The 21,642-nt window shown below is 65.4% G+C and carries 22 protein-coding genes; 11 read left to right on the forward strand and 11 right to left on the reverse strand.

What is annotated here, in order from left to right; genetic code table 11:
* Window positions 1-75: 75 nt before the first annotated feature.
* The 3 genes from ilvC to N0K08_RS00355 form a co-directional block, all read right to left on the reverse strand.
* The gene (ilvC, locus tag N0K08_RS00345) at window positions 76-1,092 is read right to left on the reverse strand and encodes a ketol-acid reductoisomerase (RefSeq protein WP_261498009.1); all 1,017 of its coding nucleotides are present in this window, start codon (window positions 1,090-1,092) and stop codon (window positions 76-78) included.
* A 54-nt stretch (window positions 1,093-1,146) separates the two neighbouring features.
* Complete coding sequence (gene ilvN / locus N0K08_RS00350) at window positions 1,147-1,638, reverse strand: acetolactate synthase small subunit (protein WP_261498010.1); 492 nt, start codon at window positions 1,636-1,638, stop codon at window positions 1,147-1,149.
* Between the two features lie 138 nt (window positions 1,639-1,776).
* The gene (locus N0K08_RS00355) at window positions 1,777-3,558 is read right to left on the reverse strand and encodes an acetolactate synthase 3 catalytic subunit (protein ID WP_261498011.1); all 1,782 of its coding nucleotides are present in this window, start codon (window positions 3,556-3,558) and stop codon (window positions 1,777-1,779) included.
* Between the two features lie 314 nt (window positions 3,559-3,872).
* Between N0K08_RS00355 and N0K08_RS00360 the strand changes: the two genes are divergently transcribed.
* Genes N0K08_RS00360 through N0K08_RS00385 form a run of 6 tightly spaced genes read left to right on the forward strand, consistent with a single transcriptional unit; the run spans window position 3,873 to window position 7,350 of the window.
* On the forward strand, window positions 3,873-4,442 hold the full coding sequence (locus tag N0K08_RS00360) for an RNA polymerase sigma factor (protein WP_261498012.1): 570 nt from the start codon (window positions 3,873-3,875) through the stop codon (window positions 4,440-4,442).
* On the forward strand, window positions 4,439-4,885 hold the full coding sequence (locus N0K08_RS00365) for a DUF3619 family protein (RefSeq protein WP_261498013.1): 447 nt from the start codon (window positions 4,439-4,441) through the stop codon (window positions 4,883-4,885). The genes N0K08_RS00360 and N0K08_RS00365 overlap by 4 nt, the downstream gene beginning before the upstream one ends.
* Before the next feature lie 27 nt (window positions 4,886-4,912).
* Entirely contained in the window at window positions 4,913-5,779 is an 867-nt protein-coding gene (locus tag N0K08_RS00370) for a DUF3106 domain-containing protein (protein WP_261498014.1), read from the forward strand.
* A 19-nt stretch (window positions 5,780-5,798) separates the two neighbouring features.
* Window positions 5,799-6,362, forward strand: a complete 564-nt coding sequence (locus N0K08_RS00375; protein WP_261498015.1) for an RDD family protein — start codon at window positions 5,799-5,801, stop codon at window positions 6,360-6,362.
* A 5-nt stretch (window positions 6,363-6,367) separates the two neighbouring features.
* The gene (locus N0K08_RS00380; RefSeq protein WP_261498016.1) at window positions 6,368-6,757 is read left to right on the forward strand and encodes a diacylglycerol kinase; all 390 of its coding nucleotides are present in this window, start codon (window positions 6,368-6,370) and stop codon (window positions 6,755-6,757) included.
* Window positions 6,754-7,350: an LOG family protein gene (locus N0K08_RS00385; RefSeq protein ID WP_261498017.1), complete on the forward strand. Its 597-nt coding sequence runs from the start codon at window positions 6,754-6,756 to the stop codon at window positions 7,348-7,350. Before N0K08_RS00380 ends, N0K08_RS00385 begins: the two co-directional genes overlap by 4 nt.
* A gap of 116 nt (window positions 7,351-7,466) precedes the next feature.
* Here the strand turns inward: N0K08_RS00385 and N0K08_RS00390 are convergent, their stop codons facing one another.
* Together N0K08_RS00390 and N0K08_RS00395 are read right to left on the reverse strand one after the other, a co-directional pair.
* The gene (locus N0K08_RS00390; protein WP_261498018.1) at window positions 7,467-7,805 is read right to left on the reverse strand and encodes a P-II family nitrogen regulator; all 339 of its coding nucleotides are present in this window, start codon (window positions 7,803-7,805) and stop codon (window positions 7,467-7,469) included.
* A gap of 58 nt (window positions 7,806-7,863) precedes the next feature.
* Window positions 7,864-9,510 (reverse strand): NAD+ synthase, encoded by a 1,647-nt coding sequence (locus tag N0K08_RS00395; RefSeq protein WP_261498019.1) that lies wholly within the window; start codon window positions 9,508-9,510, stop codon window positions 7,864-7,866.
* An 83-nt stretch (window positions 9,511-9,593) separates the two neighbouring features.
* Here N0K08_RS00395 and N0K08_RS00400 point away from each other — a divergent pair, with 83 nt between their 5' ends.
* Window positions 9,594-10,820 (forward strand): GNAT family N-acetyltransferase, encoded by a 1,227-nt coding sequence (locus tag N0K08_RS00400; RefSeq protein WP_261498020.1) that lies wholly within the window; start codon window positions 9,594-9,596, stop codon window positions 10,818-10,820.
* A gap of 71 nt (window positions 10,821-10,891) precedes the next feature.
* On the opposite strand, the gene N0K08_RS00405 is transcribed toward N0K08_RS00400, so the two are convergent.
* The gene (locus N0K08_RS00405) at window positions 10,892-11,479 is read right to left on the reverse strand and encodes a TetR/AcrR family transcriptional regulator (protein ID WP_261498021.1); all 588 of its coding nucleotides are present in this window, start codon (window positions 11,477-11,479) and stop codon (window positions 10,892-10,894) included.
* A gap of 135 nt (window positions 11,480-11,614) precedes the next feature.
* Here N0K08_RS00405 and N0K08_RS00410 point away from each other — a divergent pair, with 135 nt between their 5' ends.
* Together N0K08_RS00410 and N0K08_RS00415 are read left to right on the forward strand one after the other, a co-directional pair.
* Window positions 11,615-12,823, forward strand: a complete 1,209-nt coding sequence (locus N0K08_RS00410) for an MFS transporter (RefSeq protein ID WP_261498022.1) — start codon at window positions 11,615-11,617, stop codon at window positions 12,821-12,823.
* Between the two features lie 40 nt (window positions 12,824-12,863).
* Window positions 12,864-14,078: an MFS transporter gene (locus N0K08_RS00415; RefSeq protein WP_261498023.1), complete on the forward strand. Its 1,215-nt coding sequence runs from the start codon at window positions 12,864-12,866 to the stop codon at window positions 14,076-14,078.
* 69 nt (window positions 14,079-14,147) lie between these two features.
* On the opposite strand, the gene N0K08_RS00420 is transcribed toward N0K08_RS00415, so the two are convergent.
* The 5 genes from N0K08_RS00420 to N0K08_RS00445 form a co-directional block, all read right to left on the reverse strand.
* Window positions 14,148-15,887 carry a methyl-accepting chemotaxis protein gene (locus N0K08_RS00420; protein WP_261498024.1) on the reverse strand — a complete coding sequence of 580 codons (1,740 nt, stop codon included), beginning with the start codon at window positions 15,885-15,887 and terminating at the stop codon, window positions 14,148-14,150.
* Window positions 15,888-16,136: 249 nt separating this feature from the next.
* Window positions 16,137-16,628: a chemotaxis protein CheW gene (locus tag N0K08_RS00425; protein WP_261498458.1), complete on the reverse strand. Its 492-nt coding sequence runs from the start codon at window positions 16,626-16,628 to the stop codon at window positions 16,137-16,139.
* Between the two features lie 239 nt (window positions 16,629-16,867).
* Entirely contained in the window at window positions 16,868-18,640 is a 1,773-nt protein-coding gene (locus tag N0K08_RS23225) for a methyl-accepting chemotaxis protein (RefSeq protein WP_315967981.1), read from the reverse strand.
* A 196-nt stretch (window positions 18,641-18,836) separates the two neighbouring features.
* The gene (gene ppa / locus N0K08_RS00440; protein ID WP_261498025.1) at window positions 18,837-19,364 is read right to left on the reverse strand and encodes an inorganic diphosphatase; all 528 of its coding nucleotides are present in this window, start codon (window positions 19,362-19,364) and stop codon (window positions 18,837-18,839) included.
* Window positions 19,365-19,458: 94 nt separating this feature from the next.
* On the reverse strand, window positions 19,459-19,965 hold the full coding sequence (locus N0K08_RS00445; RefSeq protein WP_261498026.1) for an Mpo1 family 2-hydroxy fatty acid dioxygenase: 507 nt from the start codon (window positions 19,963-19,965) through the stop codon (window positions 19,459-19,461).
* A gap of 65 nt (window positions 19,966-20,030) precedes the next feature.
* Between N0K08_RS00445 and N0K08_RS00450 the strand changes: the two genes are divergently transcribed.
* Window positions 20,031-20,768, forward strand: a complete 738-nt coding sequence (locus N0K08_RS00450; RefSeq protein WP_261498027.1) for a Crp/Fnr family transcriptional regulator — start codon at window positions 20,031-20,033, stop codon at window positions 20,766-20,768.
* Between the two features lie 262 nt (window positions 20,769-21,030).
* The gene (locus N0K08_RS00455) at window positions 21,031-21,624 is read left to right on the forward strand and encodes a DUF2889 domain-containing protein (protein WP_261498028.1); all 594 of its coding nucleotides are present in this window, start codon (window positions 21,031-21,033) and stop codon (window positions 21,622-21,624) included.
* Window positions 21,625-21,642 lie beyond the last annotated feature (18 nt).

Genomic DNA, 21,642 nt, shown 5'->3' on the forward strand with positions numbered 1-21,642 from the left:
TGCGACGCCCCATGAAAAAAGCCACCTTGCGGTGGCTTTGGGTGACCAGTGCAGGGCGCGAGGCCCTGCGGCAGATCAGTTCTTGGTCTGGTCGACCAGCTTGTTCTTGGCGATCCAAGGCATCATGGCGCGCAGTTGGCCGCCGACCTTTTCGATCTGGTGCTCGGCGGTGTTGCGACGACGTGCGGTCATGCTGGGGTAGCCGGTGCGGCCTTCCAGGATGAACATCTTGGCGTATTCGCCGTCCTGAATGCGCTTCAGGGCGTTGCGCATGGCTTGGCGCGATTCGGCGTTGATCACTTCAGGACCGGTCACGTACTCGCCGTATTCGGCGTTGTTCGAGATCGAGTAGTTCATGTTGGCGATGCCGCCTTCATAGATCAGGTCGACGATCAGCTTGAGTTCGTGCAGGCATTCGAAGTAGGCCATTTCAGGCGCGTAGCCGGCTTCCACCAGCGTCTCGAAGCCCATCTTGATCAACTCGACCGCACCACCGCACAGAACAGCCTGTTCGCCGAACAGATCGGTCTCGGTCTCTTCCTTGAAGTTGGTCTCGATGATGCCGGCCTTGCCGCCACCGTTGGCCATGGCGTACGACAGGGCCAGGTCACGGGCCTTGCCGGACTTGTCCTGGTGCACGGCGATCAGGTGGGGCACGCCGCCACCTTGCGTGTAGGTGTTGCGCACCGTGTGGCCTGGGGCCTTGGGAGCAACCATCCACACGTCCAGATCGGCACGGGGCACGACCTGGTTGTAATGCACGTTGAAGCCGTGGGCGAACACCAGCGAAGCGCCTTGCTTGATGTTGGGTTCGATGTTGTTCTTGTACACGCCGGCGATGTCTTCGTCGGGCAGCAAGATCATGACCACGTCAGCGCCCTTCACGGCGTCGTTGACTTCCATCACATTGAGGCCGGCCTTTTCGACCTTGGGCCACGATGCGCCACCCTTGCGCAGACCGACAACGACCTTCACGCCGCTTTCGTTCAAGTTCTGTGCGTGCGCGTGGCCTTGGCTGCCGTAACCGATGATGGCAACAGTCTTGCCCTTGATCAGGCTCAGGTCGCAGTCTTTGTCGTAGAAAACTTTCATGTTGGCTCCAGTGGATGGGTTCTTAGGGGGGTAAAAAGGTCAGACAGGGTAAATTCACACGCGCAAAATGCGCTCGCCTCGGCCGATGCCGCTGGCACCGGTGCGCACGGTTTCCAGAATGGCCGTGCGCTCGATGGCCTGCAAGAAAGCATCGTTCTTGGATTGGTCGCCGGTGAGCTCGATGGTGTAGCTCTTGTCGGTCACATCGATGATGCGACCGCGGAAGATGTCCACCAGGCGCTTCATTTCTTCGCGTTCCTTGCCCACGGCACGCACTTTGACCATCATCAGCTCGCGCTCGGCATAGGCGCCTTCGGTCAGGTCCACCACCTTGACCACCTCGATGAGGCGGTTCAGGTGCTTGGTGATCTGCTCGATCACGTCTTCGGAGCCCGTGGTCTGGATGGTCATGCGCGACAGCGACGCGTCTTCCGTCGGCGCCACGGTCAAGGACTCGATGTTATAGCCGCGCGCCGAGAAAAGTCCAACCACGCGCGACAAGGCGCCCGGTTCGTTCTCGAGCAAGACCGCAATAATGTGTTTCATGGGTACAGATTCCTCTTTTCGCCGCCCTCCCCCACGCACGGTAATGCGCAGGCTCGGCGAGCAATAGATTCGTCAAAAATGGGACTATCGATGAGATAGCAGGAGGTACTGGGGCCACGGGGCGCTGGGCCCCGCGACTCAGAGGTCTTCAGTGCCGAGCAGCATTTCCGTGATGCCCTTGCCGGCCTGGACCATGGGGAACACGTTCTCGGTCGGGTCGGTGCGGAAGTCGATGAACACCGTGCGGTCCTTGAGGCGACGCGCTTCGCGCAGCGCCGGCTCCACGTCCTCGGTGCGCTCGACCAGCAGGCCCACATGGCCGTAGGCTTCGGCCAGCTTGACGAAGTTCGGCAAGGCGTCCATGTAGCTGTGGCTGTAGCGGCCCGAATACTCGATTTCCTGCCACTGGCGCACCATGCCCAGGTAGCGGTTGTTGAGCGAGCAGATCTTGATCGGCGTGTTGTGCTGCAAGCAGGTCGACAGTTCCTGGATGTTCATCTGCACCGAGCCTTCGCCGGTGATGCAGAACACTTCGGCGTCGGGCTTGGCCAGCTTCACGCCCATGGCGTAGGGAATGCCCACGCCCATGGTGCCCAGACCGCCGGAGTTGATCCAGCGGCGTGGCTCCTCGAAGCGGTAGTACTGCGCCGCCCACATCTGGTGCTGGCCCACATCGGAAGTGATGTAGGTGTCGGTGCCGCGCGTCATATTGCACAGGGTCTCGACCACGTACTGCGGCTTGATGACTTCGGGATTGCTGTTGTCGTAGCGCAGGCAATCGCGCGAACGCCAGGCTTCGATGGTTTCCCACCAGGCGGCGAGCGCTCCCGCATCGGGGCGTGCCGCGTTCTCGCGCAGCATGGCGATGAGTTCGCCCAGCACGTCCTTGACGTCGCCCACGATGGGCACGTCCACGCGCACCCGCTTGGAAATCGACGAAGGGTCGATGTCGATGTGGATGATCTTGCGCTCGACCGACAGGAAGTGCTTGGGGTTGCCGATCACGCGGTCGTCAAAGCGCGCGCCCACGGCCAGCAGCACGTCGCAGTTCTGCATCGCGTTGTTGGCTTCGATGGTGCCGTGCATGCCCAGCATGCCCAGGTACTTGCGCTCGCTCGCGGGATAGGCGCCCAGACCCATCAAGGTGTGGGTCACCGGCACGCCCAGCATGTCGACCAGGGTGCGCAGTTCGTTGCAGGCATTGCCCAGCAACACACCGCCACCCGTATAGATATAGGGGCGCTTGGCGTTCAGCAGCAGTTGCAGGGCCTTGCGGATCTGGCCACTGTGGCCCTTCTTGACCGGGTTGTAGGAGCGCATTTCCACGCTCTGCGGATAACCCGTCCAGGCGGCCTTCTTGAAGGACACGTCCTTGGGAATATCGATCACCACGGGACCGGGCCGGCCGGTGCGCGCGATGTGGAAGGCTTTTTTCATCGTCTCCGCCAGATCGCGCACGTCCTTGACCAGGAAGTTGTGCTTGACGATGGGGCGGGTGATGCCGACGGTGTCGCATTCCTGGAAAGCGTCGGTGCCGATGGACGCCGTGGACGTCTGGCCGCTGATGACCACCAGGGGAATGCTGTCGGTATAGGCGGTGGCGATGCCGGTCACGGCATTCGTCAGGCCTGGGCCGGAAGTGACCAGCGCCACACCGACTTCGCCGGTTGCGCGCGCAAAGCCGTCGGCTGCATGCACGGCCGCCTGCTCGTGGCGCACCAGCACATGCTGAATGGTCTCTTGCTTGTAAAGCGCGTCGTAGATATACAACACAGCGCCGCCCGGATACCCCCAGAGGTACTGCACGCCTTCGGCCTGCAAGGACTTTACGAGGATCTCGGCGCCCATGAGCTCAGTGGGGCGCGCGGGAGAAGACGCTGCTGCGGCAGCGGAAGAAAGCTCTGCCTTGGATATTTCCATGATCAACCTTTGCGAATTTCTCTAACGAAAAACCTTGGGTGCCCCTAGCCTAAGCCCTCGTGAGGCCGGTGCAGGACTTGAGGCCATGGCCATGGGCGAGATGTGTATGACGCCGGACCGTGACCCGTTTGCTTTTTTGAATTGCAATGCGCATTATTGCACTGCAATACAAAACCCTGATCCGGCACTGAGGCAAAATCTGCCTGCGGTGCGATAATTGACCATTGTCCTGTACTGGCGCGCCCTGAAATCCGGCGAACGCTACAGCAACCATCTTTTTTGGCCACGGCGCCCTTCGCGGCAGGCTGACCTCTTTGGCAACCGAACAAGAACTCTCGCAATTTCTCAAGGATGTGGAAAAACGTGCTTTCAAGCGCGCGCTCTACCACGTCCGTGATGAAGAGGCGGCGCTGGATATCGTCCAGGACAGCATGCTGAAGCTGGCGCACCATTACGGGGACAAGCCGCCACGCGAGCTGCCCATGCTGTTCCAGCGCATCCTGTCGAACTGCACGCTCGACTGGTTCCGGCGCCAGAAAACCCGCAATGCCGTGTTCAGCCGCATGAGCGATTTCGAGTCCGACAACGACGACGCAGTGGACTTTGACCTGCTCGAGACCTATGCTGGCAATGACCACACGCAGACCATGCCTAGCGCCGAAGAGCACACACAGCGCGTACAAACTCTACAAAGCATAGAAAAAGAAGTCCAGGAGCTGCCAGCGCGTCAACGCGAAGCCTTTTTGATGCGTTATTGGGAGGAGATGGATGTCGCAGAGACCGCAGCCGCCATGGGTTGCTCCGAAGGCAGTGTCAAGACACACTGTTTTCGTGCCATTCAGACCCTCAGCAAGGCGCTGAAGGCCAAAGGAATCGAGTTATGAACATTGCAGCATCACCTTCCGCCGAACAGGCCGCCGACCGGTTTGCGCGACGCGTCACCGCACGACTGAGCGAAAACAATCGCTTACTTGCTTACGACATCAGCGAACGCCTGCGCGCCGGGCGCGAGCGCGCCCTGTCCGAACGCCGACGCGAAGTCAGCGTTCAGCAGCGCGTGACCGCCGCGTCCGTGCAGCAGCAGGGGCAGACCGCCTCGCTGGGCGGCCCCCACCACCAGGGCTGGTGGCGCGCCGCGCTGTCCGCCGTGCCGCTGATAGGGCTGGTGATCGGCTTTGCCGTATTCATCGGCTCCCAGGAGGACTTCGGCACCCACGAGGTCGCTGAAGTCGATACGGCCTTGCTGACCGACGACCTGCCGCCTTCGGCCTATGCCGACCCGGGCTTCCTACAATTCATCAAGACCCCCCCGGTCTCGTCACTCTGAGCCCTGTCCTAGCGACTTTCCGTTTGCATGCCACCTGTTCCGCGCTCTGAATTCCGCAGCTACAGCACCGCCTTCGCGGCGGCTTTGCTGTTGGCGCTCACCGTGGGAGCGGGCTGGATCGTGCCGCAGGTGTTCCAGGCGCCGAGCGCCCTGGCCCTGGCGACGGTGCAAGCCCCGCCGGTCTTCTCCGATGCGCCGCGCAGCAATCTGTCCCAGCGCCGCAAGCTCGCGGCCGGTCCGGGCTGGAACGAGCTGTCGACCGCGCAGCAAAAAATCCTGCACCCCCTGGAAGAGCGCTGGCCTTTCATGGGCGAAGTGCAAAAACGCCGCTGGATCGTGCTGGCCAGCACGTTTGACACCCTGCCCGCGCCCGAGCAGCTCAAGCTGCGCGACCGCATGGAATCCTGGGCCAGCCTCAGCGCGCAGCAGCGCAGCCAGGCCCGGTTGAACTATGCGATCACCAACCGCATGGCCCCCAAGGACAAATGGGCGCAATGGGAAGCCTACCAGGCCTTGAGCGCCGAGCAAAAGCAGGCGCTCGCTGCCAAGGCGGCCGCGGCCAAGCCCGCCGCGGGTGCGGCCCCCGCACTGCGCCCGGTCCCGGCCAAGAAGCTGGCCCGGGTGCCGGCCGCCACAGCCGCCCCCAACAGCGTGGCCAACCTGCCCAAGATTCCCGCGCCCACATCGCAGACGACGCAGCATATTCCCGCGCCCGTCCCGGCAGCACCCGCCGCCGAGACCCGGCCCGTGTCCATGCCCGCACTGGTGGAGACCGCTCCGGTGACGCTGTCCACGGCAACACCCATGCCTTTGCCGGCCCTGACACCCGACAGCGGCACGGCGGCGACCGCAGCACCGGCGGCAACGACTACACCAGGCCAGTCTCCGCCATAATTGGCTATTTGAGCGCTGCATGCCCGCTTCTGCCTTGTCCTCTTCTGCGGCCTCCACCCTGCCCCCCACTCCCCGCCTGCGCCGGCGCATGGCCTGCTGGCTGTATGAAGGCCTGCTGCTGTTCGGCGTGGTCTTCATTGCCGGCTACCTGTTCGGCACACTGAGCCAGACGCGCAACGCCATGGACAATCGCCATGCCTTGCAGGCCTTTGTGTTCGTGGTGTTCGGCATCTACTTCACCTGGTTCTGGTCCAAGGGCCAGACCCTGGCCATGAAGACCTGGCATATCCGCGTGACCGACAGGAACGGCCGCCCGCTCACACAGGGCCGGGCGCTGGCCCGCTACCTGCTGAGCTGGCTGTGGTTTTTGCCGCCGCTGGCCTTGATCGGCCCCCTGCACCTGCCCGCCATGGAAACCACCTGGCTGATGCTGGGCTGGATCGCGGTCTGGGCCCTGCTCAGCCGCTTTCATCCGCAGCGCCAGTTCCTGCATGACGCCCTGGCCGGCACCCGGCTGGTGCACGATACCGAGGGCGAAGCGCGCGCACGCCACAAGCGCCGCAAGGCTGACGGACTGACCTGATCACCATGACCGACAACCCCGTCAACCCACAAAAAACGCGCCGCGGCCTGCACCGGCTGTGGCATGCCACCGGCTACTCCCTGCAAGGGCTGCGCGCCGCCTGGGACGAAAAAGCCTTCCGCACCGAAGCCGTCTGCGCCCTGTTCCTGCTGCCCCTGGTCCCCTGGCTGGGACGCAGCTGGAGCGAATGCGTCTTGCTGGCCGCAGCGGTGCTGCTGGTGCTGATCGTGGAGCTGCTCAACAGCGGCATCGAATCGGCCATCGACCGCGTAGGCCCCGAGTGGCATGCCTTGTCCAAGCGCGCCAAGGACCTGGGCAGCGCCGCCGTGCTGCTGGCCCTGCTGCTGTGCGCTGGCACCTGGCTGTCCGCCCTTTACCTGAAATTCTTCCCATGACCTCTACACCCGCTTTCTCCCTCTGCGTCTACTGTGGCTCGCGCCCCGGTGAAAACCCCTTGTATGCCGAAGCGGCCCGGCAGGTCGGTCAATGGATTGGCGCGCACGGCGGCCAACTGGTCTATGGCGGCGGTCGCAGCGGTCTGATGGGCATGGTGGCCGAAGCCACGCGCCTGGCCGGCGGACGCGTGGTGGGCGTGATTCCCCAGGCACTGGTCGACAAGGAACAGGCCAACCATGCGTGTGACGAACTGCACATCGTGCAGACCATGCACGAACGCAAGGCCATGATGGCCGAGCGCAGCGATGCATTCATCGCCCTGCCCGGCGGCATCGGCACGTTCGAGGAATTGTTCGAAGTCTGGACCTGGCGCCAGCTGGGCTACCACGACAAGCCCATAGGCCTGCTCAACACGGCCGGCTATTACGACAACCTGCTGACCTTCCTCGCCTCCAGCGTGCAAAGCGGCTTCATGAGCGATTGGCAGATGGGCTTGATCCAGAGCCATGCCGACGCCGCCGCCCTGCTGCCCGGCCTGGTCGAAAACGCCGGCACGACCAGCGACGCCCAGCCGCTGCGCACGGTGATCTGAGCGCAGCGCCCCGCTACTGGCGCGCCCCAGCCCAGGGACACCGAGCAAGGGCCGCCCCGCAGCGATGGTGTCGTCCCCCTCGGGGGGAAGCCGCGAAGCGGCTCAGGGGGGACTATTTAAATCGCCGAATCGTCCAGATCACCCGTACGGATGCGCACCACGCGCTCCACGGGCGTGATGAAGATCTTGCCGTCGCCGATCTTGCCGGTGCGCGCCACGTTGACGATGGCATCGACGCAGCGGTCCACGTCTTCGGTCTTGACCACGACTTCGATCTTCACCTTGGGCAGGAAATCGACCACGTACTCGGCGCCGCGGTACAGCTCGGTATGGCCTTTTTGCCGACCGAAGCCTTTGACTTCAGTCACCGTGAGGCCGGTGACGCCGCAGTCGGCCAGCGCTTCGCGCACCTCTTCGAGCTTGAACGGCTTGATGACGGCAGTGATCATTTTCATCTAGAGAACTCCTGGATAGCCTGAATAGGGAATGCGGTGACGCCATGCAGTCGCTGCATCACGCCCTGAATTTGTTGGTGATGGGATAACGCCAGTCCTTGCCAAAACTGCGGCGCGTCAAGCGCACGCCAATCGGTGCCTGGCGGCGCTTGTGCTCGTTGATCTGGATCAGGCGCGTCACCCGCTCGACATCGGCGGGGTCAAAGCCGGCCGCCACGATGTCGTTCACGGATTCGTCATTTTCCATGTATCGCTCGACGATGGCATCGAGCACGTCATAAGGCGGCAAGCTGTCTTGGTCTTTCTGGTCGGGCCGCAGCTCGGCGCTGGGCGGACGGGTGATGATGCGCTCGGGAATGGGATTGACCCCGGTGCCGAACGGGTCGTTGGCATTGCGCCAGTTCGCCAACGCGAACACCTGGGTCTTGACCAGGTCCTTGATCACCGCGAAGCCGCCGGCCATGTCGCCATACAGCGTGCAGTAGCCCGTGGCCATTTCGCTCTTGTTGCCCGTGGTGAGTACCACCGAGCCGAACTTGTTGGACAAGGCCATCAGCAGCGTGCCGCGAATACGCGCCTGCAGATTCTCCTCGGTCGTGTCCTCGGCGCGGCCCGCGAAGTCGGCCGCCAGCGCGGCCTTGAAGGCTTCGAATTGCGGCGCGATGGCGATTTCCTCATAGGCCACGTGCAGGCGCTCGGCCATGTCGCGCGCGTCGATCCAGCTGATGTCGGCCGTATAGGGCGAAGGCATCATCACCGTACGCACCTTGGACGCACCCAGGGCATCGACGGCAATCGCCAGCACCAGGGCCGAATCGATACCGCCCGACAGCCCCAGCAGCACGCCAGGAAAGCCGTTCTTGCCCACATAGTCGCGCACGCCCAGCACCAGCGCGCGCCACAGCTGCTCAGGCGCACCGGCCAGCGGCTGCACATCACCTCGCAGCGCCAGCGCGCCGGCCTGCGCCGTCACCTGCACGGACATCAGGCTTTCCTCAAAGCCCGGCGCGCGTGCCGCGACCGCACCGTCGGCGCCAAGCGCGAAAGAATGGCCGTCGAACACCAGCTCGTCCTGGCCGCCGACCATATGGGCGTAGACCACGGGCAGGCCGGTTTCCTGCACCCGCTGGCGCAGCACGGCTTCACGCTGGGCGGGCTTGTCCGCATGGAAAGGCGAGGCATTGATCACCGCCAGCAACTGGGCGCCCGCCTGGGCGGCCTGCTGCGCCGGGCCGGCCTGCCAGGCGTCCTCGCAGACCAGCAGGCCGATGCGCAGGCCTTCGACTTCGAACACGCAAGGCGCCTGGCCCGGCGTGAAATAGCGCTGCTCGTCGAACACATGGTAGTTGGGCAGGGCCTGCTTGGCGTAGCTGCACTCCACGACCCCGTGGCGCAGCACGCTGGCCGCGTTGTGGCACAGTCGGGCGCCAGCCACCCGCTGGGGATGGCCGAGCACGATGACCAGGCCTGTCAGGTCCGCGGTCTCACGGGCCACGGTCTGCACGGCTGCTTCACAGGCCGCCAGAAAGGCCGGTCGCAACAGCAGGTCTTCGGCCGAATAGCCGCACAGCGCCAGTTCGGGCGTGAGCAGCAGGCGTGCGCCCGCGGCATGGGCTGCGCGCGCGGCCACAATGATTTTTTGCGCATTGCCAGGCAGGTCGCCCACGACAAAATTGAGCTGTGCAGTGCAAATGGAGAGCGTCATGGATAGAAGTCAGGCCGACAAGGCCCATCGCAAAAGCGCTGCCCCCCAGGTCGCCAGTTCGGCCGCGGGCCCTGGGAGCAGGCATGGCTGAAAACGCAATTATGACCCGCGTGTTCACCCATGTGCAGGAGATCCCCGAACAGGCCTGGAACCGCCTGCTGGCGCAGCAGCCCCAGCCCACGCCTTTCATGCGCCATGAATACCTGGCCGCGCTCGAAGCCAGCGGCAGCGCCACGCTGGAGACCGGCTGGCAGCCCTGCTTCATCACGCTGTGGGAAGGTGATGAATTGATCGCGGCCTGCCCGCTGTATGCCAAAAACCACTCTTCGGGCGAGTACGTGTTCGACTGGGCCTGGGCGCGTGCTTACGCCGAGCACGGCCTGGAGTACTACCCCAAGGCCGTGATCGCCGTTCCGTTCACGCCCGTGCCCGGCACCCGCCTGCTGGCGCGCGACGAAGGCCTGCGCGCCCTGCTGGCGCAAGCCGTGCGCGCCTGGGTGGCGGCCCAGGAGTGGTCTTCGGTGCATGCGCTGTTCACCGAGGCGGCCGATCTCGCGGCCTGCCGCGCCGACGGCTGGATGGAGCGCAGCGGCGTGCAGTTCCACTGGAACAACCGCACGGCCGACGACCTCCGGCCTTTGCAGGACTTCGACGATTTCCTGGCCCAGATGCAGCAGGAAAAGCGCAAGAAGATCCGCCAGGAGCGCCGCAAGGTGGCCGAGGCCGGCGTGGTCTTTCGCGCCTTGCAAGGCGCTGCCATCACCGAAGCGTATTGGGAGTTCTTCTACCGCTGCTACGAACGCACCTACCTGGAGCACGGCAACGCGCCCTATCTCAACCGCGATTTCTTTGCCCGCCTGAACGCCCACATGCCCGGCCACTGGCTGCTGTTCATCGCCGAGCGTGACGGCCAGCCCATGGCCGCCAGCCTGATCGCGCTCAACGCCGAAGCCGCCGCGCTGGCCAGCGGACAGGTGCCGCCGCCTGGCGCGGCCGACAGCGTCGCCTACGGCCGCTACTGGGGTGCGCTGGAGCGCGTCGACTGCCTGCACTTCGAAGCCTGCTACTACCAGCCCATAGCCTGGTGCCTGGCGCACGGCATCGCGCACTTCGAAGGCGGCGCCCAGGGCGAGCACAAGATGGCCCGCGCCCTGCTGCCCACCCCCACCGCCAGCGCCCACTGGATCGCCCATCCCGGCTTCGCCGATGCCGTCGACCGCTTCCTGGCGCGTGAAGGCAGCGGCGTGCAGTCCTATCTGCAGGATTTGCAGGCGCACAGTCCGCTGCGCATGCCCCGCGTGTCATCCTGAAATGGCCGCTGCCCCGGCTATTGCGCAACGATGGCCAGGGACAGCGGAGCAAAAATGCGGCCTGGCAGCCGCTAGGGCTTGACCACCAGCCCGTCCAATAGCCGCTCCAGCGCCGCCACGCCTTGCGCCAGACGCATGTCTCCACCTTCACCGTCCGCGATCCAGAATGCCGCTTCGGCCAGGCTGCCGTAAATGAGCGATGCCAGCGCCTGGGGGTGGACCTCGGCCACGACGCCTTGCTGGATGAGTTTGTCGATCAGCGCTTGCATCGACCCTATGCAGTGGCGCTGCGATTGCGGCGAGGCGCCGCCCAGCACTGCCCGGGCATCGCGCAACACGATGCGCTGGATTTCAGGCTCCAGCGCCATTTCGAGATAGGCGCGGCAGCGTCGGCGAAAGCCCTCCCAGGCGTTCTCGGCGGCGTCTGAAATGGCCTGCAGGCGCGCATCCATCTCGGCGTCTATCTGCTCCACCACCGCCGCCAGCAAGCCTTTTTTGTCACCGAAGTGGTGGTACAGCGCGCCACGGGTGAGGCCCGCCTGCGCCGTGAGGTCATCCATGGAAGTGTCGGCATAGCCGCGCTCACTGAAGACCCGGCGGGCCGTGACCAGCAGCGCGGCGCGGGTCTCTTCCATTTCGATACGGGTACGTCGAACCATCCGCCTACTCCTTACATACGGGGTGCATGATTATTTACATTCAGTGCGTATGTATATATGATCATATTCATACGCGGCGTATGTATTGTCGCCACATCGTCTTTCGCCGACAAGCCTATCCCCCTGGAGAACGCAATGCCCCACCCTTATCGAGAACTTTTCGCCGCGCCCGGCACCACGGGCTTTGCGCTGGCGGGTCTGCTGGCACGGATTCCGCTGCCCATGACAGGCATAGGCATCATCACCATGCTGTCGCAGTTGCGCGGCAGCTACGCGCTGGCAGGCGCCGTGTCCGCGACCTTCGTGCTGGCCTACGCACTCTTGTCACCGCGGATATCGCGTCTCGTGGACCGGCATGGGCAAGGCCGCGTGCTGCCCATGGCGACGGCCATCAGCGTCACCGGCCTGCTGCTGCTGCTCGCCAGTGCCCGGTGGCAGGCTCCTGACTGGACGCTGTTCGCCAGCGCCGCGCTGGCCGGTTGCATGCCCAGCCTGTCGGCGATGGTGCGCGCGCGCTGGACGGCGATCTACCGCGGGCAGCCGCGCCTGCAGACCGCCTATGCGCTGGAGACAGTGCTCGACGAGCTCAGCTTCATCGCCGGGCCGCCCTTGTCCGTGGGCCTGTGCGTGGCGGCGTTTCCCCAGGCCGGCCCGCTGGCCGCCGCACTGCTGCTGGTGCTGGGCGTTGCCGCGCTGGTCGCGCAGCGCGGCACCGAGCCGCCGGTCGACGCCCGGGACGCCACCACGGAGCGCCGCGGTTCGGTCATCCGGCTGGCGAATGTGCGCCTGCTGGCGCTGCTGATGGTGGCGATGGGCGTCATCGTCGGCAGCGTGGACATCGTCAGCGTGGCCTTTGCCGCGCAACTGGGCCAGCCGGCGGCGGCCAGCCTGGTGCTGTCGGCCTATGCGGCGGGCTCTTGCCTGGCCGGGCTGCTGTTCGGGGCGCTGCCGCTGCAAGCGCCTTTGCATCGCCTGCTGCTGCTGGGCGGCCTGGCGACGGCCGCGGCCACGCTGCCCCTGTGGTGGGCCGAGAGCATCTCCGCGCTGACGGCCGCCGCGCTGGTGGCGGGACTGTTCTTTGCGCCCACCATGATCGTGGCCATGTCGCTGGTCGAGCGTCTGGTGCCCGAACACAGCCTGACCGAAGGCATGACCTGGCTGCTGGCCGGACTGAACGCCGGTGTCGCGCTGGGCGCGGCTGCGTCCGGACAGGTCGTCGACGGCGCCGGAGCACGCGCCGGCTTCGCCGTGGCGCTGGGCGCGGGCATCTGGGTGGCGCTGGTGGCACTGCGAGGCCATTGGCGTCTGCGGGCGCATGGTGCACCGGCACCCCATGCCGCGTGATGCCAGCCCTGGCAATGCCGTTACTTCAAGGACCCGCTACATGAGCACCTCTTCATCCGCTGCCGCCGACAACGGCCTTCCCCACCCTTGGCTGGCCGTGTCCGCGGTCGGTCTGGCCACCTTCTCTGTCGTGACGACGGAAATGCTGCCGGTCGGTCTGCTGACCCCGATTGCCGAGACCCTGGACACATCCACCGGCAACGCCGGCCTGATGATTTCATTGCCGGCACTGCTGGCGGCCTTGTTCGCGCCCCTGGTGGTGATCGCCGCGGGCGGCATGGACCGACGCAGGATGCTGTGCGGCTTGCTCGGTCTGCTGGTGATCGCCAACATCGCGTCGGCACTCGCGCCGGGCATGGTCTGGATGCTGGCCGCACGTATCCTGGTCGGATTCTGCATGGGCGGCATCTGGGCTATCGCCGGCGGTCTGGCCGCACGGCTCGTTCCCCGCCCGGACATCGGCTGGGCCACCTCGGTCATCTTCGGGGGCGTGGCGGCGGCCTCCGTGCTGGGGGTGCCGCTCGGGGCGCTGATCGGCGACTTCGCGGGATGGCGCTGGGCCTTTGCCGGCATGGCCTTGCTCAGCGGGCTCGTGCTGGCGCTGCACCTGGCCGTCATTCCCGCGCTGCCCTCCGCCAGCACGGCCACCCTGCGCCAATTCGCGCAGCAGTTGGGCGGCAACCGCCTGTTGCAAGCCGGGCTGGGCCTGACGCTGCTGCTGGTCGCGGGGCACTTCATGGCCTTCACCTTCGTGCGTCCGCTGCTGCTGTCGCTGCCGGAATTCGACGCCCAATGGGTGGGCGCACTCCTGCTGGCCTATGGCGTGGCGGGCATCGCGGGCAATTTCCTGGCGGGCACCATCGCGGCACGCCGCACGGTGCTGACCTTGACGGCCATCGCGCTGGGGCTGCTGCTGACACCGGTGCTGCTCCTGAGCCTCGGCCGCACCCCTGTCGGCGCCGGCGCGGTGCTGCTGGTCTGGGGACTGGCCTATGGCGGCGTGTCGGTGGGGCTGATGACCTGGATGATGAAAGCCGCGCCCCGCGCCCTGGAAATCGCCACCGCGCTCTATGTGAGCGTGTTCAATGTCGGTATTGCGCTGGGGTCCTGGGCCGGTGGCCAGGTCGTGGATGCGTTCAGCCTGGAGACGAATCTCTGGTGGGCGGGCGGATTGGCGGCATTGGCCCTGCTGCTGTCCGCGGCCATGGGCCTGGCCGAGCGCAGCCAAAGCGGACGCTGGCAACCGCACCGCTGAGGGCCGCCCATGCCGGGCGCGGCATGAAAAAAGCCGCCCGAAGGCGGCTGGTGTCGGCATGGACCCGGCTTAGAAGCTTTCCCAGTCGTCCGCAGCGGAAGTGCTGGTCGCGTCCTTCGTCGGCTGGCCGCGGGAACTGACGCTGCGCGGCACCGCTAGCGCTGGCGCGTGCAGCGCGGCCGCAGCCGCCTTGGCGGCCACGGGCTTGCGCACAGGCGCAGGCTGGGCCGGACGCGGCTGAGCGGTCGGGCGCGCGCTTGCGGTGCTGCCCTGGGCCAGGCGGAACACCGCCACGGCTTCGACCAGATCCTGGGCCTGGCGCTGCAGGCTGTCGGCCGCGGCTGCGCTTTGCTCCACCAGCGCCGCATTCTGCTGCGTCGCCTGGTCCATCTGCACGATGGCTTCGCCCACCTGTCCCACGCCCGTGCTCTGCTCGCTGCTGGCCGCGCTGATCTCACCCATGATGTCCGTCACCCGGCGAATCGCGCTCACCACCTGGGTCATGGTCTCGCCGGCCTGGTCCGCCTGCTGCGAGCCCTGCTCCACGCGCTCCACGCTGGCCGTGATCAGGCCCTTGATTTCCTTGGCGGCTTCAGCGCTGCGCTGCGCGAGGCTGCGCACTTCGCTGGCCACCACCGCAAAGCCCCGGCCCTGCTCGCCCGCGCGCGCTGCTTCCACGGCGGCGTTCAGCGCCAGGATGTTGGTCTGGAAAGCGATGCCGTCGATCACGCCGATGATGTCGGCGATCTTGCGGCTGCTGTCGTTGATGCCCTTCATGGTGCCCACCACCTGGGCCACCACATCACCGCCTTGCACGGCCACCGTCGAGGCGCTCAGCGCCAGCTGGTTGGCCTGGCGCGCGTTGTCGGCGTTCTGCCGCACCGTCGAGCCCAGCTGCTCCATCGAGGCCGCGGTTTCTTCCAGCGCGCTGGCCTGCTCTTCCGTGCGGCCCGACAGGTCGCTATTGCCCGAAGCGATCTGCGCGCTCGCCGTGGCAACCGCCTCGGAGCCTTGGCGCACATTGGAGACGATGCGGGCCAGGTTGCCCTGCATCACCGACAGGGCCTGCAACAGCTGGGCTGTCTCGTCCTTGCCCACGATGCGGATGTCCGAAGTCAGGTCACCGTTGCTGATGGCATCGGCGACGTCGACCGCCCGGCGGATAGGCTGGGTGATGGAACGCGTGGCCAGCACGCCCAGCAGCAGGCCCACCAGCAAGGCCAGGCCCGCGCCCACGGCCAGCACGACCTGACTGGTCGTAGCGGACGCATCGGCGGCGGCCTGCACTGCGGCCAGATTCCTGGCCGCGTCATCGGCCACGTCGGTCACGGACTTCAGGTAGCTGTCTGCGAGAGGGCGCAGTTCGGACATCAAGGGTCCCGTGACATCGTCGCCCTGCGCCTGGCGCTTTTGCAGCTCCGCGCGAAAATCCGAGTAAATCTTGCGCTGCTTGGCGACTTCCGCCATCAAGGCCTTCTCACCACTGTCCCGCGCCAGGGTGTTGAGCTGCTGCTGGGCCTGGTTCACGAACTCGGAGGCTGTCGCCATGTTCTTCTTCAAGGCGGCGAGATAGACCGGATCGCTGCTGCGCATCACGGCGGAGGTACGCACCCAGTTGATCTCGACCGCGGAGGCCCAGCGCTGCGCCAGCAGGCTGCGCTGCATTCCGACCGTGGCAATGGTCTGGTTGGCTTCCTTGAGCGCTTCCAGGCGCCATACGCCCATGCCGGCGATGGCGGCGGTGATCAACAAAATGACCGAAAACGCCAAGGTCAGGCGTGTACCAATTTTCAAATGAGCGAAGCGCATGGTTTGTCTCTGATAGTTCGCCCCGGTTTGCTGTAAGCCCGGGGTCAATGTAATGAATTGTGTCAACACTCTACCGGAGACGAAGAAGCCCCAGGCCGGCACTGTGCCATTGTGCGATCAACGTCAAAAAAGGGGGGGCGCGAGAACTGATGCGCAGCGGTCGCAGGCGGAAAACCCGCTGCGCCGCAAAGTGCCGATCCTGCAAGGATCGGATGGCTTGCCCGCCGCCCTGGCAGGCAAGCGGCGGTGTCAGGCCACCGCGGCCTTGAGCAAACCCATGTCGGCCGAGCTCAGCAGCGCTTCGATGTCCATGACGATGAGCATGCGCTCGTCCACATTGGCAATGCCCTTGATGAAGGATTCATCGACCAGGGACTGGAACTGGGGCGTGGGACGGATGGCGTCCAGTGGCAGGTTGACCACGTCGGCCACCGAGTCCACCACCACGCCGAGCACGGTCTCGGCGACGTTGAGAATGATCACGACGGTGAACGCCGTGTACTCGACCGTGGGGCAGCCGAGCTTCATGCGCAGGTCGACGATGGGCACGATCACGCCGCGCAGATCGACCACGCCCTTGATGAAATCGGGCGCATGGGCCAGGCGCGTGGGCGTCTCGTACGAGCGGATTTCCTGCACCCGCAGGATATCGATGCCGTACTCCTCCTTGCCCAGCTGGAACGTCAGAAACTCGGCCTTGGCCACCTGGGCTGCGGAGTGGGAAGAGGTGCGCGAACGCATGGCGCCCGATGAGGAAAGATTCGAAAGCATGGTGATTCCCTTGGGTTGATAGCGCCTGGGGTACCGAGGTACACGGGCAATGCAAAGCAGCGCCAGCCCGGATCCCGGCGCGCAGACCATGGGTGTGCACACAGGGGCCAACGGAGACTTAACAGGTCTAATTACATATTGTCACTAAATTCCATGACTACGCCAAACGGCAAGGGTTTTCACCCCGCGCCTGGCGGCCGGTCACATGGCTAGAACGACTCCCAGTCGCCTTCGGCAGGGCTGCGCCCGCCGGCCACCGAGGCCGGCGCCAGGGCCGGTGCCGTCGACGCCGCCACAGGCTGGGGCCTGACCGCCGGCCGCCGTACCGCAGGGCTGGCCACGGCACGGGCCTGAGGCCGCGGGCTCGGTACGCGCGCCGCGCCGCGCTCTGCCCCGACCTGCGCGTCAGACCCCAGTCGGAACACCGCCACGGCATCAACCAGCTCCTGGGCCTGGCGCTGCAGGCTGTCGGCCGCGGCCGCGCTTTGCTCCACCAGCGCCGCATTCTGCTGCGTCGCCTGGTCCATCTGCACGATGGCTTCGCCCACCTGTCCCACGCCCGTGCTCTGCTCGCTGCTGGCCGCGCTGATCTCGCCCATGATGTCCGTCACCCGGCGGATCGCGTTCACCACTTCGGTCATGGTCTCGCCGGCCTGGTCCGCCAGCGTGGAACCCTGCTCCACGCGCTCCACGCTGGCCATGATCAGGCCCTTGATTTCCTTGGCGGCTTCAGCGCTGCGCTGCGCGAGGCTGCGCACTTCGCTGGCCACCACCGCAAAGCCCCGGCCCTGCTCGCCCGCGCGCGCCGCTTCCACGGCGGCGTTCAGCGCCAGGATGTTGGTCTGGAAAGCGATGCCGTCGATCACGCCGATGATGTCGGCGATCTTGCGGCTGCTGTCGTTGATGCCCTTCATGGTGCCCACCACCTGGGCCACCACGTCACCGCCTTGCACGGCCACCGTCGAGGCGCTCAGCGCCAGCTGGTTGGCCTGGCGCGCGTTGTCGGCGTTCTGCCGCACCGTCGAGCCCAGCTGCTCCATCGAGGCCGCGGTTTCTTCCAGCGCGCTGGCCTGCTCTTCCGTGCGCCCCGAAAGGTCGCTATTGCCCGAAGTGATCTGCGCGCTCGCCGTGGCCACGCTTTCAGCATTGCCGCGCACGCGGTTCACCGTCTGCGCCAGGCTGGACTGCATGCGCTGCAAAGCCTCCAGCAAGGCACCCATTTCGTCCTGATTGCCCACCACGATCACCTGGGACAGATCGCCCTGGGCAATGCGGTTGGCGGCCTGTACCGCGCGCTGCGCCGGCCGGGTCACGGAGCGCGTCACCAGCGCGCCGCACAGGGCCGCGATCAGGGCACTCAGGCCCACGCCCGCTACCAGCCACCACTTGGCGGTGTCATAGGCGGCGCTGGCCGACTGCTGCGCCTGCTGCGCGCTTTGCTGACTGAACTGACTCAGTCGGGCAGCCGCTTCGACGATGGCCGTGAACGCGGCTTCCGACTCGCCGTTGTACAGATTGATCACGGGATCGCCGAGCAAAGCGTCCTGCTCGGTCAGGCTGAAATCCTTGTCCTTGGCGACCTGGAACAAGGCGTTGTGGCTGTCGACATAGGTCTTGCGCGCGGCCTTGTACTCGGCCATCAAGGCGCGCTCTTCGCTACTGCGCTCCAGCGCGACATACGAACGCTCCAGCGGTTCCAGCAATTGGTAGATGGCCTGCGCACGCGACGCCAGGCCGTTGACTTCTTCCAGGCTCTTGACGGCAAGCAGGCCGCTGTCCAGGCGCCGCATGCGGTTCCACTGGACACGGATATTGCCCGTGTCCGACACGCTTTGCACGGAATGTCCGCCCAGGTATTGGGCCGTTGCCTGCAATTTCTGCAGCTGCCACAGCGCCAGCCCACCCACGCCCACGGTCAGCAACACCACCAGAAAGAATCCCAGTCCCAGCTTCATGCCCAGGCGCATATCTGCCAATTTCATGTCTGTCTCGCTTAGCTCGCTTGCCACACAACGTCCACATGCCCACCGTCGCTCACCGGTCGAACATGCCCCAATCAAAACAGCGTGCTGTCATTGCTGACAGCACGCTGTTGGAACTTTTCACGGCCTCAGGCCTGGTGCACACGCCCGCTCGATGCCGGGAGGAAACAGGGGCACCTGGCCATGGCGGTGCGACTCAGCCCTTGTAGTTGGCGATGCCGTCCACGATTTCCTTCTTGGCCGCGTCCACGCCTTGCCAGCCCTGGACCTTGACCCACTTGCCCTTTTCGAGGTCCTTGTAGTGCTCGAAGAAGTGGGAAATCTGGGCCAGCGTGATTTCGTGCACGTCGGCGATCGATTCGATCTTGCTGTACGAAGGCAGTATCTTGGCGGTGGGCACGGCCAGCACCTTGCCGTCCACGCCAGCTTCGTCTTCCATCATCAGAATGCCCAGCACGCGGCAAGGCACGACCACGCCTGGTGGCAGTGGGAAAGGCGTCATCACCAGCACGTCCACCGGGTCGCCGTCACCCGACAGGGTCTGGGGCACATAGCCGTAGTTGGTGGGATAGTGCATGGCCGTGGTCATGAAACGGTCCACGAAAATCGCGCCCGATTCCTTGTCCACTTCGAACTTCACGGGTGCGGCGTTGGCCGAGATTTCGATGACCACATTGAAGGTGTCGGGAGCATTCTTGCCAGGGGAGACTTTGTCGAGGGACATGGTGATATTGAGTTGAGTGAAATGTGCGGTCCACAGCGGGATTGGCCCCGATTTTAGGCGCAGCCCCGATACGCCCTCCATGCCAGCCGCAAATTCACCTGCCGGCAGTCTGGCCCACGCGCGCCTGCATGCTGGCCTGCACCTCGCGGCGCAGGCCCAGCACAAAGCCCATCTCGGCCAGCACAAACAGGGGCCCGACCAGCAGGCCGACCACATCGTCGAAAAATGCCGGCTTGCGACCTTCCCAGTAATGCCCGACGAACTGGATCAGCCAGCCCAGTACGAACAGGCCCAGGCCCGTGCCCAGCCACAGGGCCAGCGATTGCTGCGCCAGCCACTGGCCCGACCACAGCAGCAGCGCCAGCAGGGCCGCCATGCACAGGCCGTAGCGCCGGTCCAGCCGCAGGTAGAACCCGGCGGCAGCCAGCGCGGCGAACAAGGCCGGACTCAGCGCCACGCCGCCCATGGCCAGGGCAGGCCGCGACAGCAGAATCACCACCGCCCACAAGATCATGGGCACGCCGATGAAGTGCGTGAGCACGTTGCGCGGGTCGCGGTGGTACTCGGCGTACAGGGACAATTGGTCGATCAGGGTTTTCATGAGGCAGCAAAAAGTGGAAGCGTGCGTCAATATGGTGGTGCCCATCCCTCGCCACGTCTGTCGTGATGCTGACACAAGCGCCTTCCACCCATTTTTCCGCCCTGCTGCCGGAACACCTGATCATTTTGCGTTCGGGTCGCTGGTTCCATGAGCTGCCGCGGGCGCTGTCCGAGCAGTTGACGGGCTTGGCCAGGACCCAGCAACTGGCGACCGGCGAAGCCCTGTACCTGCGCGGCGATCCGCCCGGAGGTCTGTACGCCGTGTTGCGCGGCACCCTGGGCATTTCCGGTGCCGTCGGTGGGGGCCACGCGCGCAGCTCCCTGCTGACCCTGCTGGAACCCCCGGCCTGGTTTGGCGAAACATCGCTGTTCGACCGCGACGTTCGCTCGCATGACGTGCACGCCACCGAGCCCAGCTGCGTGGCGTATATCCCCCAGGCAGCACTGCTGCAATGGCTGGACCAGCATCCCGAGCACTGGCGCTCGATGGCGCTGCTGCTGACGCACAAGCTGCGCCAGGCCTGGATCACCCTGGAAGAGCAATCCTTGCTGGCCGCGCCCCAGCGCCTGGCGCGCCGGCTGGTGACCATGGCCGAAGATTACGGCCTGCGACTCGACACCACGCAATCGCGCCGCACGCTCAACCTGTCGCAAGAGCAGCTGGCACGCATGCTGGCACTGTCGCGCCAAACCACCAACCAGATACTGCAGGACTTGCAGCAACGCGAGCTGATACGCCTTTATCGGGGCAAGCTCGAAATCCTGGACCTGCCCCGGCTGCGCGAAAGTTGCTTGATGAAATGACCCCCACGCTTGCTCGCTTCGCGTAGCGGCGCTGCCCCCCAAGGGGGCTGTCACCGCCTTGGGGCGGCCCGGCGGCGGCGGGTGTGGTCTTTTCAGACGCTCTGCGGCGCTTACCCACGCGCTGCGCCTGCCCCGGGCCGCGGTGCAATGCCCGGACGCCAAGCGATGCCGGACAGCCAGGGCTTGCCTCCATGGCCATTGTTCGCTACGGTCAGGGGATACGGTAGCTGTGTAGCCGCCGCCTTGCTCTCCTGAATCCACGATGCCTCTGACAGAAATTTCCGGCCGCAGCCCTCAACACCTGCGCGATGTACGCTTTCGCAGTTTTTTACGTCCCGATGGTCTCTGGGACATTGAAGGCGAGTTGCACGACAGCAAGGCCGTCGACCTGAACCTCTCGAACAACCGCCGCGTAGCCGCAGGCACGGCCATCCACCACATGTGGATTCGCACCACGATCAACACCGCCCTGGAGGTGCAGAGCATCGAAGTCTCCATGGACTCCCACCCCATGGGCCACTGCCCCGAAGCCGCCGCCGCCTTGCAAAGAATGGTCGGCTGCAGCATGGCGCGCGGCTGGCGCAAGTCCATCCAGGAACATCTGGGCGGTGTCGCCAGCTGCACCCATTTGCGCGAACTGCTGTTCAACATGGCCACGGCCGCGTTCCAGTCGGTCACCCACGTTTTCTCCAGTGACGACCCGGAGCAGCCGCCGCGCCATCTGGGCCAGTGCCTGGGCTGGGACTTCAATGGCCCGGGCGTGGCCGCCCATTACCCGCAATTTGTGCACTGGACGCCCAGCGCACGCCGCGCCAACCCGCCGGCGACGGACGCCTCGGCCGCCAGCGAGCGGTGATCGCAAGCGCCCTGTGCC

This window comes from Acidovorax bellezanensis, from assembly GCF_025421555.1.
Taxonomy (GTDB): domain Bacteria; phylum Pseudomonadota; class Gammaproteobacteria; order Burkholderiales; family Burkholderiaceae_C; genus Comamonas; species Comamonas bellezanensis.

What these genes read in the sequence shown, in the direction of transcription:
- ilvC (WP_261498009.1), bottom strand. Translation starts at nt 1,092, where the DNA reads ATGAAAGTTTTCTACGACAAAGACTGCGACCTGAGCCTGATCAAGGGC.
- ilvN (WP_261498010.1), bottom strand. Translation starts at nt 1,638, where the DNA reads ATGAAACACATTATTGCGGTCTTGCTCGAGAACGAACCGGGCGCCTTG.
- N0K08_RS00355 (WP_261498011.1), bottom strand. Translation starts at nt 3,558, where the DNA reads ATGGAAATATCCAAGGCAGAGCTTTCTTCCGCTGCCGCAGCAGCGTCT.
- N0K08_RS00365 (WP_261498013.1), top strand. Translation starts at nt 4,439, where the DNA reads ATGAACATTGCAGCATCACCTTCCGCCGAACAGGCCGCCGACCGGTTT.
- N0K08_RS00370 (WP_261498014.1), top strand. Translation starts at nt 4,913, where the DNA reads ATGCCACCTGTTCCGCGCTCTGAATTCCGCAGCTACAGCACCGCCTTC.
- N0K08_RS00375 (WP_261498015.1), top strand. Translation starts at nt 5,799, where the DNA reads ATGCCCGCTTCTGCCTTGTCCTCTTCTGCGGCCTCCACCCTGCCCCCC.
- N0K08_RS00380 (WP_261498016.1), top strand. Translation starts at nt 6,368, where the DNA reads ATGACCGACAACCCCGTCAACCCACAAAAAACGCGCCGCGGCCTGCAC.
- N0K08_RS00385 (WP_261498017.1), top strand. Translation starts at nt 6,754, where the DNA reads ATGACCTCTACACCCGCTTTCTCCCTCTGCGTCTACTGTGGCTCGCGC.
- N0K08_RS00390 (WP_261498018.1), bottom strand. Translation starts at nt 7,805, where the DNA reads ATGAAAATGATCACTGCCGTCATCAAGCCGTTCAAGCTCGAAGAGGTG.
- N0K08_RS00395 (WP_261498019.1), bottom strand. Translation starts at nt 9,510, where the DNA reads ATGACGCTCTCCATTTGCACTGCACAGCTCAATTTTGTCGTGGGCGAC.
- N0K08_RS00400 (WP_261498020.1), top strand. Translation starts at nt 9,594, where the DNA reads ATGGCTGAAAACGCAATTATGACCCGCGTGTTCACCCATGTGCAGGAG.
- N0K08_RS00405 (WP_261498021.1), bottom strand. Translation starts at nt 11,479, where the DNA reads ATGGTTCGACGTACCCGTATCGAAATGGAAGAGACCCGCGCCGCGCTG.
- N0K08_RS00410 (WP_261498022.1), top strand. Translation starts at nt 11,615, where the DNA reads ATGCCCCACCCTTATCGAGAACTTTTCGCCGCGCCCGGCACCACGGGC.
- N0K08_RS00415 (WP_261498023.1), top strand. Translation starts at nt 12,864, where the DNA reads ATGAGCACCTCTTCATCCGCTGCCGCCGACAACGGCCTTCCCCACCCT.
- N0K08_RS00420 (WP_261498024.1), bottom strand. Translation starts at nt 15,887, where the DNA reads ATGCGCTTCGCTCATTTGAAAATTGGTACACGCCTGACCTTGGCGTTT.
- N0K08_RS00425 (WP_261498458.1), bottom strand. Translation starts at nt 16,628, where the DNA reads ATGCGTTCGCGCACCTCTTCCCACTCCGCAGCCCAGGTGGCCAAGGCC.
- N0K08_RS23225 (WP_315967981.1), bottom strand. Translation starts at nt 18,640, where the DNA reads ATGAAATTGGCAGATATGCGCCTGGGCATGAAGCTGGGACTGGGATTC.
- ppa (WP_261498025.1), bottom strand. Translation starts at nt 19,364, where the DNA reads ATGTCCCTCGACAAAGTCTCCCCTGGCAAGAATGCTCCCGACACCTTC.
- N0K08_RS00445 (WP_261498026.1), bottom strand. Translation starts at nt 19,965, where the DNA reads ATGAAAACCCTGATCGACCAATTGTCCCTGTACGCCGAGTACCACCGC.
- N0K08_RS00450 (WP_261498027.1), top strand. Translation starts at nt 20,031, where the DNA reads ATGCTGACACAAGCGCCTTCCACCCATTTTTCCGCCCTGCTGCCGGAA.
- N0K08_RS00455 (WP_261498028.1), top strand. Translation starts at nt 21,031, where the DNA reads ATGCCTCTGACAGAAATTTCCGGCCGCAGCCCTCAACACCTGCGCGAT.